This is a genomic window from Galbibacter orientalis DSM 19592, from assembly GCF_000260115.1.
Taxonomy (GTDB): domain Bacteria; phylum Bacteroidota; class Bacteroidia; order Flavobacteriales; family Flavobacteriaceae; genus Galbibacter; species Galbibacter orientalis.
Genome location: NZ_JH651379.1, coordinates 1,588,305 through 1,601,349, shown reverse-complemented (window position 1 = coordinate 1,601,349; position 13,045 = coordinate 1,588,305). Strand labels below are relative to the sequence as shown.

Below are 13,045 nucleotides of genomic sequence, written 5' to 3'. Positions count from 1 at the left end.
CCTTGGAGTTTCTATACTTTAGCCCCGATTGAAGCGACATCCTTTTTTATTTTTCATAAAAAAGATATAGCAAAAAGCGGGAAATAGCTCCTAAAAACTATTTTATAACTTCTTGAATTGGTTCTCCACTTTTTCCACTTGGAAATGCAATTCCCAATAACGAACAAATAGTATTTGCTATATCTGGAATTTCAGTGCGTTTTACTGTTTCACCATGGTTAATTCCTTTACCAAAAAACAACAATGGAGTGTGCGTATCGTAGGCATAACCCGACCCGTGTGTAGTTCCTGTACGGGAAGACGAAGGAATATACCCCGGACTTAAAACAAGTAATACATCTCCAGATCTATTAAAATTGTAACCCATTTGTAAATTACTTGCCAAACCTTTGGTAAATTCTTGATTTCTCATGGCAGTCCCTGTATATGCTTCTGCTACATTCTCGTAATTCTTAACCTCGTTAACAATTGCTTCTTCAATTTCTGTAGCGCTAACACCTAGTGCTTTAACAACATCTTGATCTAAAAACAACTGTTCATTAGAGAAATTCTTTATCAATTCATCACTTCCAAATTTTGCTTTTAGAAAAGCGTTAAGCGGATCGAAAAACTCCTTTTTACTAAAATACCCTCCTGGAATTTCCATACTTTCCAAATAACTTGGTACTTCTACAGCCGCATGATCTGCTGTTAGAAATACGGTATACTCGCCTTTCCCTACTTCTTTATCCAAATAAGTAAAAAGACGTGCTAAATCTTGATCCAATCTCAAATATGTATCTTCAGTTTCTTTAGCGCTTACCCCAAAACGGTGCCCTACATAATCGGTAGCAGAGAAACTTATTGCAATAAAATCTGTAATATTATCTTTCCCTATATCTTCCCCTTCAATTGCTGCTTCTGCAAAATCTACTGTTAAAGAATTCCCGAAAGGAACACCTTTTAACAAGTCAAATTTTCCATTTTCATTCCAAATCTTTGGTAAATCATGTGGAAAAGTGGGCGTTTTTTCTCCTGAAAAAGCACCTTCATATATATTGTTGTCCTCAATGCTTTCGGTATAAGTATCTATATCGTAAAGTGGCTTCCAAGCTTTTTTATAGTTCTCGGCAGCCTTAGACTTATTAAATTTCTCAACCCATTTTGGGAGCTCCTCCATATAATAAGTACTAGTTACCCAATGTCCTTCCTCTTTTCCTTGAAACCAATAAGCAGCATCCGCAGCATGACCAGCAGGTAGTATAGAACCTCTATCTTTTAAAGAAACTCCTATAACTTTTCCTTTAGAAGCAGTTGCTAACTTCAATTGGTCTGTCATGGTGCTAGACAACATTCTACGCGGAGACATTTTACCAGCATCGGTAACTGTTCCTAAAGAATTTACGGTAGCATCTTCCGTACAGTAAACCGACCTGTCTTCGTTTTTATCATACCAATCGTTCCCTATAATTCCATGTGTTTTTGGTGTTGACCCTGTATAAACAGAGGCATGTCCTGCCGCAGTTTTAGTAGGAATGTAATTAAAATGATTATTCTTACAATTAAATCCTTCATTTATCATTCTTTTAAAACCGCCATCCTGATATTTATCCCAAAAACGATTTAAATAATCATAACGCATTTGATCAACAACAATTCCTACAACCACTTTTGGCTTTGTAAAAGGTTGATCTTCTGATTTTTTTTGTGCTTGTAACGTAACGAAACTAAAAAATAGTAACCCGAATAAATAGGTGTTTTTCATGTGTCTATATAAATTATATCTTTAATTTAATAGCATATTTTATTGCCTTTTTAAAGTTTTGCAACTTTGCATAAAATATCTATTTTGCCAAAATTACTCATTTAATTTTTTTAGAACTTTAAATGTAGGTTAAAAGAGATGTGATTTTATTTTTTTACTTTAGCTGTTCGATAATTGATACATGATATACCTTGAAAATATTGGTCGGTATTTTATAATGCTAAAAGAAGTTTTTAGCAGACCTACAAAGTGGAACATCCTTAAAAGACTTATTTATAAAGAGATTGACGATTTAATTTACGGGTCTTTAGGTATTATAATTTTTATTTCGTTCTTCATTGGAGGTGTTGTTGCAATACAAACAGCTTTAAATATAGACAACCCTTTAATTCCGAAATATCTTATTGGTTTTACAACTCGGCAATCGGTTATTCTAGAGTTTGCACCTACCTTTACCTCTATAATTATGGCAGGAAAAGTAGGTTCTTATATTACTTCCAGTATTGGAACTATGCGTGTTACAGAACAAATTGATGCCCTAGAAGTTATGGGGGTAAACTCTTTAAACTATTTGGTGTTTCCTAAAATTATAGCACTGCTACTCTATCCATTTGTAATTGCAATTGCAATGTATATGGGAATTTTAGGAGGTTGGATGGCCGTAGTTTTTGGAGGATATAGTACGAGTGCCGAATTTATAAGAGGTCTACAAGTAGATTTTGATACTTTCCATGTAGTTTATGCTTTTATTAAAACTATTGTTTTTGCCTTTATCCTCGCTACAATCCCTTCGTTTTATGGTTATTACATGAAAGGAGGAGCTTTAGAAGTAGGGAAAGCGAGTACCTCCTCTTTTGTGTGGACCAGTGTAGCCATTATTATTGCGAATTATTTATTAACTCAAATGTTGCTTGGATAATGATAAAAGTAGAGAATGTACATAAATCTTTTGGGGACACTGAAGTATTAAAAGGGATTTCCACATGCTTTGATAAGGGAAAAACAAATCTTATTATCGGGCAAAGTGGATCTGGAAAAACTGTTTTTTTGAAATGTTTATTAGGGCTTCATCAACCAAATCAAGGTAATATTATTTATAATGACCGTATTTATTCTGAATTGGACGACGACCAAAAAACAGATCTTAGACAAGAAATGGGCATGGTATTTCAAGGAAGTGCACTTTTTGATTCGATGACGGTGGAAGAAAATGTAATGTTTCCACTTAGAATGTTTTCAAAGTTTCCAAGAAATGAAATGAAAGATCGTGTTGACGAAGTCTTAGAAAGAGTACGATTAATAGATGCACACAAAAAATTACCTTCTGAAATCTCTGGTGGAATGCAGAAACGTGTTGCTATTGCTCGCGCAATTGTAAATCGCCCGAAATATCTTTTTTGTGATGAACCCAATTCTGGTTTAGATCCGAAAACAGCTATTATTATTGACCAATTAATTCAAGAAATTACTCAAGAATTTGATATCACAACAGTAATTAATACGCATGATATGAATTCTGTTATGGAAATTGGCGAAAAAATTGTATTCCTAAAAGATGGGTTAAAAGAATGGGAAGGAACCAATAAAGAAATATTTAGAACCGATAATGAAGCGGTTACTAGTTTTGTATATTCCTCTGATTTATTTAAAAAAGTGAGAGAAATTTACATCAAAGACAACTAAAAACTTCTTTTAATAAAGCAACTTCAACTCTTTTAAATCAAATTCTTTTAAAACTTCATCTTCCAATAATACTATTAAACAACCATTATTGGCTACTCCTTTTATAAACCCCATTATTAAATCTCCATTTTTAAGTTTAAACGTAGAAGGTTTATCTTTACGAAAAAGCTGACTCTCAAAGGTTTCTTTTATTTTAAATAACTGTCGGTTAATAACCCACTCTTCATATTTTTTAATATGCTCTATTATTTTTAACAATACCTCTTCCTTATTATAAAACACCCCAGTTAAGCATTTTAAAGAAGAAGCATTGGTTACCCCATCAAAGTTTGTTTGATTCAAATTAAGACCAATACCAATAATGGAAGCACTCATTTCTCCCTTTTTAATGATACTTTCAATTAAAATACCGCATATTTTACTATTTGCTGACAAAATGTCGTTAGGCCATTTTATTTTTAAATGTGGAATTCCAAAATAAGTTAATGCATCATAAATAGCTAAAGAGATAGCCATACTCAGGTAAAATTGCTCCTCTTTTTGCAAGCAATTAATTTTCTTATATACACTAAAAGTAAGGTTTTTCCCCGGTTCGGACACCCATTGCGTCCCCATTTGACCCCTTCCTTCATTTTGTTTTTCGGTAGTAACAATAGTGTAATCTTCCAATTCTTTATGCGCTGCTAAGCGTCTTAAAAAAGAATTTGTAGAATCGATGGCATCAAGTTTGATTAAATTCATAGAAATAACTACATTAAATATGTAATGTTATGTTAATTTGAATAGTTCAAAAACTAAAAAAATAATAACTTTGTGAAAATAAAAATTTTTAATGGCAAAAACGAATAGTAGCACAGATCAATTAATAACATTTATCTTAAAAGGAATTGAAGAGGTTAAGGGTAATGACGTAAATATTTTAGACCTAAGAGATATTGAGAATACGGTTTGTGATTACTTTATAATCTGTAATGGTACTTCGAACACTCAAGTAAATGCCATCGTAAATTCCATACAAAAAATTGTTAGTCGCGAAATTAAAGACAAGCCTTGGCACATAGAAGGTACAGACAATGCCGAATGGGTGCTTATGGACTATGTAAATGTAGTGGTGCATGTTTTCCAAAAACATGTAAGAGAATATTACGATATCGAAGGATTATGGGGAGACGCAAAAGTAACCGCAATCTCAAACTAAGCAATTTAGCTTTCTAGAGTTTTCACAATTATTAAGGTGAATTAAAAGTAAACATTTTTCGTTATTAACGAAATATAATACCCATATTTGGGTTGAATAAGAAAAAATTAATGGCAAAAGAAAATAACAACAATTCAAGCCCTAAAAAACCTAAATTCAGTTCGTACTGGATTTACGGAGCTATTTTAGTTTTCATCATCGGTCTACAGTTTTTCTCTGGAGGTAGTAGCTGGCAAACACCCCCAGATATTACTCCTGCAAAATTGCAAGAATTCCTTAAAGATGGAGATGTTAGTAAAGTTGAAATTATTACAAACATTAGACAGGCAAGAGTCTATCTAACAAAAGAAGCTCAAGATAAAGAGATTCATAAAAAAACAGCGGATAAATCTATCATCCCCTCTACTTCTCAAGTTCCTCAATACATATTAAACTATGGAGATCTTCAGAATTTTGAAAATGATATTAAAAAAACCATCACCGAAGATAATTTATCAACATCCGTAGGATATGATACAGAATCTAACGCTTTTGGCGATTTACTACTTTCGTTATTGCCATTTGTACTAATAATTGGTATCTGGTTATTCCTTATGAGAAGAATGTCTGGTGGAGGCGCAGGTGGTGCTGGCGGACAAATATTTAATATTGGAAAATCTAAAGCACGCTTGTTTGACGAAAAAACAGATATGAAAGTAACGTTTAAAGACGTAGCTGGATTGGAAGGTGCAAAAGAGGAAGTGCAAGAAATTGTAGATTTCCTTAAAAACCCTGAAAAATATACTTCGCTAGGGGGTAAAATCCCAAAAGGTGCTTTATTAGTAGGTTCTCCTGGTACAGGTAAAACCTTATTAGCAAAAGCAGTAGCTGGAGAAGCAAAGGTTCCTTTTTTCTCTTTATCTGGTTCGGATTTTGTGGAAATGTTTGTAGGAGTTGGGGCTTCTAGAGTTCGTGATTTATTTAAACAAGCTAAAGATAAATCTCCGGCAATTATCTTTATTGATGAGATTGATGCAATCGGAAGAGCTAGAGGAAAAAATAATATGACTGGTAGTAATGATGAGCGTGAAAACACTCTAAATCAATTGCTAACCGAAATGGATGGTTTTGGAACCAATACTAATGTAATTGTTTTGGCCGCTACCAACCGTGCAGATATTTTAGATAAAGCATTAATGAGAGCTGGTCGTTTTGACCGCCAAATATATGTAGACCTACCAGACGTACGTGAGCGTAAAGAGATTTTTGAAGTTCATTTACGACCTATTAAAACTTCTGAAGCTTTAGATCCAGAGTTTTTAGCTAAACAAACTCCTGGCTTCTCAGGAGCTGATATTGCAAATGTTTGTAATGAAGCTGCTCTAATTGCTGCTAGAAATGGTAAAAAAGCAGTAGACAAACAATCTTTCTTAGATGCAGTAGATAGAATTGTAGGAGGTTTAGAAAAGAAAAATAAAATTATTACTCCAACCGAGAAAAAAACTATTGCATTCCACGAAGCTGGACACGCAACAGTTAGTTGGATGTTAGAACACGCCGCTCCCCTTGTAAAAGTTACTATTGTTCCTAGAGGACAAAGCTTAGGTGCCGCATGGTATTTACCAGAAGAGCGCTTAATTGTTCATCCTGAACAAATGGCAGACGAAATGTGTGCCGCTTTAGGAGGAAGAGCTGCAGAAAAAGTAATGTTCGACAGAATTTCTACAGGCGCTCTTAGCGACCTTGAGAAGGTAACTAAGCAAGCTAGAGCTATGGTTACTATTTACGGATTGAATGAAAAAATAGGAAATTTAACTTATTATGATTCAAGCGGACAAACAGACTATAATTTCTCAAAACCTTATAGTGAGGAAACTGCTCAACTTATCGACAAAGAAATCTCTAAAATTATTGAAGCTCAATACGTAAGAGCTGTAAAACTTTTAGAAGAAAATAAAGATAAATTAACAGAGCTTGCAGAACATTTGCTTGAGAAAGAAGTGATTTTTAAAGACGATTTAGAACGAATTTTCGGAAAAAGACCTTTTGGAAGAGACCTTGAAGAAGGTCCAGAAAAAAAGTTACTAGAAAATTAATTTATACAAACGGGGGTAGTTTATAAAATTTACCCCCGTTTTCTACGTTATAGTTAATAATTTCATACTTTTATATATTAATAGCATAAACAATAAAATAACTCCCCCATTAAATTAAGAATGAGCTTATTTAAAAAACTTTTCGGATCAAAACAAAAACAGGAAGCTTCTGGTACAGGAACTGATCAAAGAGGAAAGTTTATGCCAGAAATAAAGCTTCCAACAGACGAAAAATTTACAATCAATTTCAAAAAAAATGGTGGTAAATTCTTGTATTGTGACTCTATTGAAGAAATTTACGATTGTTTTAATAGCATCCTTTCTGAAAATAATTGGACACAAGAACAAGTTTGTTGCATTGATTCTAAATTAAGCACTACATTTCAAAAATATAATTTCAGCAAAAGCAATACGTGTCAGAATGCAACACTACTATTATCTCCTTGTGAGAATTTAGTCGCAGACAACGGTGCAATTCTTATCTCTTCTAATCAAATAAAAGAAAGTAAATTAAACGATTTACCTGATAATTTTATAATCTTCGCCACTACAAGTCAGCTTGTAGACACAATTGGAGAAGGATTAAGAGGTATTAAGAATAAAAATAAAAATCAGATTCCCACAAACATAACTACTATTAAGCACTTTAGCATAAAAGAAGAAAATGATTTTCTTACTTACGGAAGTAGTTCAAAAAACTTATATTTGCTGCTTCTTGAGGATTTATAATCCTTATTAAAAGAGCAACAATATAAACAACTTAAACCTAACTGTGTGAAAGAACTTCTTAAACGTGCCTTAACAGGTATTCTCTATGTTTTTTTACTATTAGCAGCAGTATTTCTTAGTAATGATGCTTTTGATTTCCTCTTTCTAATTTTTGGAATTACTTGTATTTATGAATTCAAAAAAATTATTAGACTAAGTGGTTATTATATCTTTCTAGCTTTTTTAGCTTTTTGGTGGGTTTTTATATATCTCTTAGGCGAAATAGATCAACAAGAAATACTTAGAATCATACTTCTCGTTATTTGCATTGCAGTTAATATTGTTTTAATTGGACGACTTTACTCTAAACGAAAATTAGATTATTCAAATACCCAAAAATTTATTATCACTCTTTGTTATATAGGTGGAGGATGTATCTTTTTAACCATGATTCCATACCAAGCTCAGCATTTTGCTAAGTCTTTAATAATTGGTATTTTTATATTGATATGGGTAAACGATTCTTTTGCTTATTTAGTAGGCAAGAGTATCGGAAGAAATAAGCTTTTCCCAAGTGTTTCCCCTAAAAAAACTATCGAAGGTTTTGTTGGCGGATTACTATTTGCCTTAGTTGCAGCATATGTTTTATATTGCTACAGCGAGGAACTTAATTTACAACAATGGTTAATCTTAGCCATTGTTGTGGTGGTAACTGGATCTATTGGAGACTTAGTAGAATCCAAATTTAAACGTTTGGCTGGCGTAAAAGATAGCGGCGCTATTTTACCTGGACATGGCGGATTATTAGACAGACTTGACAGCTTAATATTTGCTGCTCCATTTGCATATTTAACACTTCAAATTTTTCATTATGTTTCATAAAGAGGGTCATAAAATCATTGCGATTACCTTTATTCTTGTTGCAGCAGCCATTATTATAGCTCAATTTTATATTGACATTTATTGGCTAAAAACTCTTATTCAAGTTGTTTTTCTTTTCATTTTAGTTTTGATCCTTCAATTTTTTAGGAATCCTAAACGCACAACACAAATTACAGATGAAAATATCATCGCACCTGTAGATGGAAAAGTGGTGGTGATTGAAGAGGTATTTGAAAAAGAATATTTTAAGGACAAACGAATTCAAGTTTCCATATTTATGTCCCCTATTAATGTTCATGTAACTCGCTACGCATTAAGTGGAATTGTAAAATATAGCAAATACCATCCTGGAAAGTTTTTGGTTGCATGGCACCCCAAAGCATCCGAAGAAAATGAAAGAACTACTGTAGTTGTTAAGAATGCTTCGTATGGAGAAGTTCTTTACAGACAAATTGCTGGAGCGCTTGCTAAACGTATTGTAAATTATGCAAAAGAAGGAGACGAAGTGGTTCAAGGAACCGATGCAGGATTTATAAAATTTGGTTCTAGAGTAGATTTATTTTTACCCTTGGGCACTGACATTAAAGTAGCTTTAAACCAAAAAGTTAAAGGTGGTGTTGATATAATTGCAAATTAACAAATGACTTCTGAAGAACTACATAAAGAATTTGAAGAGGCTGTAGAACGAGTAAACAGCTATGAAAATTTATTTCCAGCCGATTTTTTGTTGCGCCTATATGCCTATTACAAAAAAGCTACTCAAAATAGCGAACCCCCAAGTAGTAGGAGATCTATAATAAATGCTTTCAAAGCAAACGCACTTTTTCAAGCCCGAGGACTCACCGAAGACCAAGCCAAAGAACATTATGTTGCTTTAGTAAAAGAATATTTTAAGTATTGAAACATTAATGTCTGAGTTAAAATACAAGACCGCTTCGCTGTAATAAAACAGTACAAAGATAAAAGTTTATAAAGTAAAAAGTTAATGAGCGAATAAGTTAAACAGGGCAAACTCACACTTTGCAAAACAAAGTGAAATTCAGTAAACATCCATTTGAATCAATCTTAAATTTCAAATTTTGACACTTTTTTTTTATTTTCAATGAACTTAAAAATTGCTTTCACATAAAAATAAGTAGAAATAAAAGGCTTTAGTTTAGAACTATATTGATTATTTGCTAGCTCTAATATCAATCCAACCATCAACAACTTTATGCTTTTCATTTCTTTTGCTCGCCCAAAAGAAACGAAACAAAGAAAAAGTATGAGTTTGCCCTGGAAGTAACATTACTAAACTCCTCTTTTTATTCGTTTTTTCTTAATGAACTCATCTTAACTTTTTTTATCGGACAACAATAAAATAATTCTGAGGCTTTTTACTATTATAAAATCAACTACCTCGAGGCAAGCCTACGAGGTATTCAAAGGAAAATAATTTAACCCATTTCGACGTAGAACCCTTCGGTAAACTCAAGGCAGGCTTCGGATAATAAAACCCTCAATGAGGGATTGAAATACTTTTCTACTTCAAACTCTTTAAACTTTCTTTTAGCGTTTCAATTTTAGCAAGCGCATCTGCTTCTTTTTGCTTTTCTATCGCTACTACTTTTTCTGGAGCACTTCCTACAAAACGTTCGTTAGATAATTTTTTCTGAACAGATTTTAAGAAACCTTCTGTATATTTTAGCTCCTCCTCTATTTTCTTTATCTCTTCTTCCACATCAATAGCACCGCTTACTGGAATAAAATACTCATTAGATTTTACTCTAAAAGATAAAGCTCCGTCCACTTTTTCTGTTACGTAAGAAAGTTCCTCTATATTTCCTAACTTCTTAATAATAGAATCGAATGTTTTTAAAACCCCATCATTATTCATTACAGATAAAGAAATCTCATTCTTAAAAGCAATATTTTTTTCTTTTCTAATGGTTCTTATTCCCGAAATCACTTCAGCAGCAAATTCAAAATCAGCAATTATCTTTTCATCTGCTTTAGAAACTTCAGGCCATTTTGCTACAATCAATGCTTCCTTAGGAGAACGCTCTGCCATAAGTTGCCATATTTCTTCAGATAAGAATGGCATAAATGGATGTAAGAGTTTTAAATTTTCTTCAAATAAAGCAATTATCTCTTTATAAGTTTTTGCATCTATAGGCTGTTGATATGCTGGTTTCACCATTTCTAGTAACCAAGAGCAGAAATCGTCCCAAACAAGCTTATATGTTGCCATTAAAGCATCAGATATTCTATATTTAGAAAACTGTTCTTCAATATTTATTAATGTATGCTGAAATTTATTTTTGTACCAATTAATTGCAGTTGAAGCATATGCTGGCTGCTCAATATCGGCAACTTCCCAACCTTTAACCAAACGGAAGGCATTCCATATTTTATTGGCAAAGTTTTTTCCTTGCTGGCATAAGCTTTCATCAAACAATAAGTCGTTTCCAGCAGCAGAGCTCAACAACAATCCAACTCGAACTCCATCTGCACCAAACTCTTCAATTAATTTTAAAGCATCTGGCGAATTCCCTAAAGACTTCGACATTTTTCGACGCTGTTTATCTCTTACCAATCCAGTTAAATATACATTGGTAAATGGTTTTTGATCGCGGAATTCGTAACCAGCAAAAATCATTCTTGCAACCCAAAAGAATAGAATATCTGGTCCAGTTACCAAATCGTTGGTTGGGTAATAATATTCAATTTCTTTATTTTCAGGCTCCATAATTCCGTTAAAAACACTAATTGGCCATAACCATGAAGAAAACCAAGTATCTAACGAGTCTTCGTCTTGCTTCAAATTGGCTACCGTTAAATTTGTGTTCCCCGATTTTTCTTTAGCTTTTGTTAGTGCCTCTTCAATACTTTCTGCAACTACAAAATCGTTTTCCCCATCACCAAAATAATATGCTGGTATTTGATGCCCCCACCAAAGCTGACGAGAAATATTCCAGTCTCGGATATTTTCTAACCAATGACGGTAGGTATTTTCAAATTTTGAAGGAAAAAGTTGAATTTCTTTATCAGTTAAAACTGCATCCAAAGCAGGTTTTACCAAATCTTCCATTTTTAAAAACCACTGATCGGACAAACGAGGTTCAATTACCGCTTTTGTACGTTCCGAAGTCCCTACTTTATTCATATGATTTTCAGTTTTTACTAAAAATCCTTTTTCTTCTAATTCTTTTGAAATTTCTTTTCGAACCACAAATCGATCTTTTCCTTCGTAATGAAGTCCATTACTATTTAAAGTAGCATCGTCATTAAAAATATCGATTACTTCCAATTTGTGTTTTTCACCTAAATTCTTATCATTTTCATCATGAGCAGGAGTTACTTTTAAACATCCTGTTCCGAATTCAATATCAACATATTCATCTTCAATAATAGGAATTACACGGTTGGTTAAAGGCACAATTGCCTTTTTACCTTTTAAATGTGAATAGCGCTCATCCTTAGGGTTAATACAAATAGCAGTATCTCCCAAAATAGTTTCTGGACGCGTAGTTGCAATTGTTACAACCTCCCCCACCCCCTCCGAAGGAAGAGAACCATCTCCATCTACAATAGTATATTTTAAATAATAAAGGAGTCCTTGGCGTTCTTCATAAATAACCTCTTCATCAGAAAGTGTAGTTTTAGCCTCTGGATCCCAATTTACCATACGATATCCACGGTAAATCATTCCTTTTTCAAATAAATCGACAAAAACTTTAATTACAGAAGCCGACATATCGTCATCCATTGTAAATTTTGTACGATCCCAATCGCATGAACATCCAAGTTTCTTAAGCTGATCTAAAATTACACCTCCATACTCATCTGTCCAATCCCAAGCATGTTTTAGAAATTCTTCTCGAGTTAGATCGGATTTATTAATTCCTTGCTCCTTCAATTTTGCTACTACTTTAGCTTCCGTAGCAATTGATGCATGGTCTGTACCTGGCACCCAGCAAGCGTTTAAGCCTTTTAAACGTGCTTTTCTAATCAACACATCCTGAATAGTGTTATTCAACATATGTCCCATATGCAATACTCCTGTGACGTTTGGTGGCGGAATTACAATGGTATATGGCTCTCTTTCATCTGGCTCTGAGCGAAAAAATTCATTTTTCGTCCAGTAGTCATACCACTTACTCTCAACCGATTTGGCATCATACTTTGATGGAATATTCATATTTTGGAACACTTTTTGGATTAAGACTGCAAAAGTAGCTATATCCGCAAGATTATAAAAGATAATCGATAAATTTTGCGGGGTGGTTAAAAGTAAGTAAATTTGATATTCACTTAAATCTGAAAACAATGAAAAAATTACTAATGCTTTTATTTGTTGGAGTAATTGGTTTTACTGCCACCGCTCAAGACAAAACTGCAAAAATAGAATTTAAGAACGATGTGATTGACTATGGTGAGATTACAAAAGGAAGTGATGGAGTTCGTGTATTTGAATTTACAAACACGGGGGCTGTTCCTTTAGTTATTTCTAATGTACGTTCAAGTTGTGGCTGTACTATTCCAAAAAAACCAAAAGACCCTATAGCTCCTGGAGACACTGGAGTTATTGAGGTTAAATATGATACTAACCGTGTTGGACCAATTAGAAAAACTATTACTGTTCAATCCAATGCTGAAACCCCTACAGTGGCTTTAAAAATTAAAGGAACTGTAGTTGCAAATAGTACAGGAAAATAAATTTTTTAAATGAAAATAGAAAGCGATTCCCGTTTGGGAATCGCTTTTTTTATTTTA

General features: G+C 33.3%; 12 protein-coding genes. 9 read left to right on the top strand and 3 right to left on the bottom strand.

The features are described from left to right. Positions 1–97 precede the first annotated feature (97 nt). Entirely contained in the window at positions 98–1,744 is a 1,647-nt protein-coding gene (gene pafA, locus JOOMADRAFT_RS07155; RefSeq protein WP_008612262.1) for an alkaline phosphatase PafA, read from the bottom strand. Positions 1,745–1,925: 181 nt separating this feature from the next. Between pafA and JOOMADRAFT_RS07150 the strand changes: the two genes are divergently transcribed. Together JOOMADRAFT_RS07150 and JOOMADRAFT_RS07145 are read left to right on the top strand one after the other, a co-directional pair. After that, positions 1,926–2,663 carry an MlaE family ABC transporter permease gene (locus JOOMADRAFT_RS07150; protein ID WP_008612261.1) on the top strand — a complete coding sequence of 246 codons (738 nt, stop codon included), beginning with the start codon at positions 1,926–1,928 and terminating at the stop codon, positions 2,661–2,663. Next, positions 2,663–3,427 (top strand): ABC transporter ATP-binding protein, encoded by a 765-nt coding sequence (locus JOOMADRAFT_RS07145; RefSeq protein ID WP_008612260.1) that lies wholly within the window; start codon positions 2,663–2,665, stop codon positions 3,425–3,427. Before JOOMADRAFT_RS07150 ends, JOOMADRAFT_RS07145 begins: the two co-directional genes overlap by 1 nt. 9 nt (positions 3,428–3,436) lie before the next feature. Here JOOMADRAFT_RS07145 and JOOMADRAFT_RS07140 read toward each other — a convergent pair whose 3' ends face one another. Then, positions 3,437–4,168 (bottom strand): biotin--[acetyl-CoA-carboxylase] ligase, encoded by a 732-nt coding sequence (locus JOOMADRAFT_RS07140; RefSeq protein ID WP_008612259.1) that lies wholly within the window; start codon positions 4,166–4,168, stop codon positions 3,437–3,439. Positions 4,169–4,259: 91 nt separating this feature from the next. On the opposite strand from JOOMADRAFT_RS07140, the gene rsfS reads away from it, so the two are divergent. The 6 genes from rsfS to JOOMADRAFT_RS07110 all read left to right on the top strand — a co-directional run bounded on the left by rsfS (position 4,260) and on the right by JOOMADRAFT_RS07110 (position 9,191). Next, the gene (rsfS, locus tag JOOMADRAFT_RS07135) at positions 4,260–4,625 is read left to right on the top strand and encodes a ribosome silencing factor (protein ID WP_008612258.1); all 366 of its coding nucleotides are present in this window, start codon (positions 4,260–4,262) and stop codon (positions 4,623–4,625) included. A gap of 110 nt (positions 4,626–4,735) precedes the next feature. Continuing rightward, positions 4,736–6,700 (top strand): ATP-dependent zinc metalloprotease FtsH, encoded by a 1,965-nt coding sequence (ftsH, locus tag JOOMADRAFT_RS07130; protein ID WP_008612257.1) that lies wholly within the window; start codon positions 4,736–4,738, stop codon positions 6,698–6,700. A 120-nt stretch (positions 6,701–6,820) separates the two neighbouring features. Continuing rightward, positions 6,821–7,429 carry an LUD domain-containing protein gene (locus JOOMADRAFT_RS07125; RefSeq protein WP_008612256.1) on the top strand — a complete coding sequence of 203 codons (609 nt, stop codon included), beginning with the start codon at positions 6,821–6,823 and terminating at the stop codon, positions 7,427–7,429. Between the two features lie 45 nt (positions 7,430–7,474). Beyond that, positions 7,475–8,290 (top strand): phosphatidate cytidylyltransferase, encoded by an 816-nt coding sequence (locus tag JOOMADRAFT_RS07120; protein WP_008612254.1) that lies wholly within the window; start codon positions 7,475–7,477, stop codon positions 8,288–8,290. Beyond that, positions 8,280–8,927 (top strand): phosphatidylserine decarboxylase family protein, encoded by a 648-nt coding sequence (locus JOOMADRAFT_RS07115; protein ID WP_008612253.1) that lies wholly within the window; start codon positions 8,280–8,282, stop codon positions 8,925–8,927. The genes JOOMADRAFT_RS07120 and JOOMADRAFT_RS07115 overlap by 11 nt, the downstream gene beginning before the upstream one ends. A 3-nt stretch (positions 8,928–8,930) precedes the next feature. Further along, positions 8,931–9,191, top strand: coding sequence for an acyl-CoA-binding protein (locus JOOMADRAFT_RS07110; protein ID WP_008612252.1), 261 nt, complete (start codon positions 8,931–8,933; stop codon positions 9,189–9,191). 621 nt (positions 9,192–9,812) lie between these two features. Here the strand turns inward: JOOMADRAFT_RS07110 and JOOMADRAFT_RS07105 are convergent. After that, a complete protein-coding gene (locus JOOMADRAFT_RS07105; protein WP_040879968.1) occupies positions 9,813–12,470 on the bottom strand; it encodes a valine--tRNA ligase in 2,658 nt (885 codons plus the stop codon). A gap of 128 nt (positions 12,471–12,598) precedes the next feature. Here JOOMADRAFT_RS07105 and JOOMADRAFT_RS07100 point away from each other — a divergent pair, with 128 nt between their 5' ends. Continuing rightward, positions 12,599–12,988, top strand: coding sequence for a DUF1573 domain-containing protein (locus tag JOOMADRAFT_RS07100; protein WP_040879607.1), 390 nt, complete (start codon positions 12,599–12,601; stop codon positions 12,986–12,988). The last annotated feature ends 57 nt before the right edge of the window (positions 12,989–13,045 follow it).